The sequence below is a fragment of the Tenacibaculum litopenaei genome (genome assembly GCF_964514025.1).
GTDB lineage: Bacteria > Bacteroidota > Bacteroidia > Flavobacteriales > Flavobacteriaceae > Polaribacter > Polaribacter litopenaei.
Genome location: NZ_CAZEQT010000003.1, coordinates 544,419 through 546,398, shown reverse-complemented (window position 1 = coordinate 546,398; position 1,980 = coordinate 544,419). Strand labels below are relative to the sequence as shown.

General features: G+C 50.9%; 1 protein-coding gene (cut by a window edge). It reads right to left on the bottom strand.

The features are described 5' to 3' along the window. Nucleotides 1-1,877: 1,877 nt before the first annotated feature. A protein-coding gene (locus ACKTS5_RS06910) for a proprotein convertase P-domain-containing protein (RefSeq protein WP_408043121.1) crosses the window boundary here: on the bottom strand, nt 1,878-1,980 show its 3' end. The gene runs 2,738 nt beyond the window's last position; the window shows 103 of its 2,841 coding nt (coding positions 2,739-2,841); its start codon lies off the right edge, out of view — the gene reads right to left on this strand; it ends in the stop codon at nt 1,878-1,880.

The window sequence follows — 1,980 nt, the reverse complement described above, 5'->3', positions numbered from 1 at the left end:
CTGGACTTCCACCTAAGGCTGCAAATAACTGCGCCGATGTTACCGTGCTTCCTGCACAGATCGTTAGTGTTCCGTTAGTTCCTGCATTTGGTAAAGCTTGCTCGCTTACCACTACCTGAGCTGTTGCTGCTGTGGTACATGGTGCGGTTGCTGCTACTGTATACGTATAGGTATTAGCGCCTGATAATGCTGGTGACCAAGTTCCTCCTGTAGCAGGACTTCCTCCTAAGGCTGCAAATAACTGTGCTGATGTTACAGTGCTTCCTGCACAGATGGTAAGTGTTCCGTTAGTTCCCGCATTTGGTAAAGCCTGTTCGCTTACCACTACCTGAGCTGTTGCTGCTACGGTACATGGTGCAGTTGCTGCTACGGTATATGTATAGGTATTAGCCCCTGCTAATGCTGGTGACCAAGTTCCGCCGGTAGCTGGACTTCCACCTAAGGCTGCAAATAATTGCGCCGATGTTACCGTGCTTCCTGCACAGATGGTAAGTGTTCCGTTAGTTCCCGCATTTGGTAAAGCCTGTTCGCTTACCACTACCTGAGCCGTTGCTGCTGTGGTACATGGTGCGGTTGCTGCTACGGTATACGTATAGGTATTAGCGCCTGATAATGCTGGTGACCAAGTTCCGCCTGTAGCTGGACTTCCGCCTAAGGCTGCAAATAACTGTGCTGATGTTACCGTGCTTCCTGCACAGATGGTAAGAGTTCCGTTAGTTCCCGCATTTGGTAAAGCCTGTTCGCTTACCACTACCTGAGCCGTTGCTGCTGTGGTACATGGTGCAGTTGCGGCTACTGTATATGTATAGGTATTAGCGCCTGATAATGCTGGTGACCAAGTTCCGCCGGTAGCTGGACTTCCACCTAAGGCTGCAAATAACTGTGCTGATGTTACCGTGCTTCCTGCACAGATTGTGAGTGTTCCGTTAGTTCCCGCATTTGGTAAAGCCTGTTCGCTTACCACTACCTGAGCCGTTGCTGCTGTGGTACATGGTGCCGTTGCAGCTACGGTATATGTATAGGTATTAGCCCCTGCTAATGCTGGTGACCAAGTTCCGCCGGTAGCTGGACTTCCACCTAAGGCTGCAAATAACTGCGCTGATGTTACAGTGCTTCCTGCACAGATCGTTAGTGTTCCGTTAGTTCCCGCATTTGGTAAAGCTTGTTCGCTTACCACTACCTGAGCTGTTGCTGCTGTGGTACATGGTGCCGTTGCTGCTACTGTATACGTATAGGTATTTGCGCCGCCTAATGCTGGTGACCAAGTTCCGCCGGTAGCTGGACTTCCTCCTAAGGCTGCAAATAACTGTGCTGATGTTACGGTGCTTCCTGCACAGATGGTAAGTGTTCCGTTAGTTCCCGCATTTGGTAAAGCTTGCTCGCTTACCACTACCTGAGCCGTTGCTGCTGTGGTACATGGTGCGGTTGCGGCTACTGTATATGTATAGGTATTTGCGCCTGATAATGCTGGTGACCAAGTACCTCCTGTCGCTGGACTTCCGCCTAAGGCTGCAAATAACTGCGCCGATGTTACCGTGCTTCCTGCACAGATGGTAAGTGTTCCGTTAGTTCCCGCATTTGGTAAAGCTTGTTCGCTTACCACTACCTGAGCTGTTGCTGCTGTGGTACATGGTGCCGTTGCGGCTACTGTATATGTATAGGTATTTGCGCCTGATAATGCTGGTGACCAAGTACCTCCTGTAGCTGGACTTCCACCTAAGGCTGCAAATAACTGCGCCGATGTTACCGTGCTTCCTGCACAGATGGTAAGTGTTCCGTTAGTTCCCGCATTTGGTAAAGCCTGCTCGCTTACCACTACCTGAGCCGTTGCTGCTGTGGTACATGGTGCGGTTGCTGCTACTGTATATGTATAGGTATTAGCCCCTGCTAATGCTGGTGACCAAGTTCCGCCGGTCGCTGGGCTTCCGCCTAAGGCTGCAAATAACTGCCCTGATGTTACCGTGCTTCCTGCACAGATGG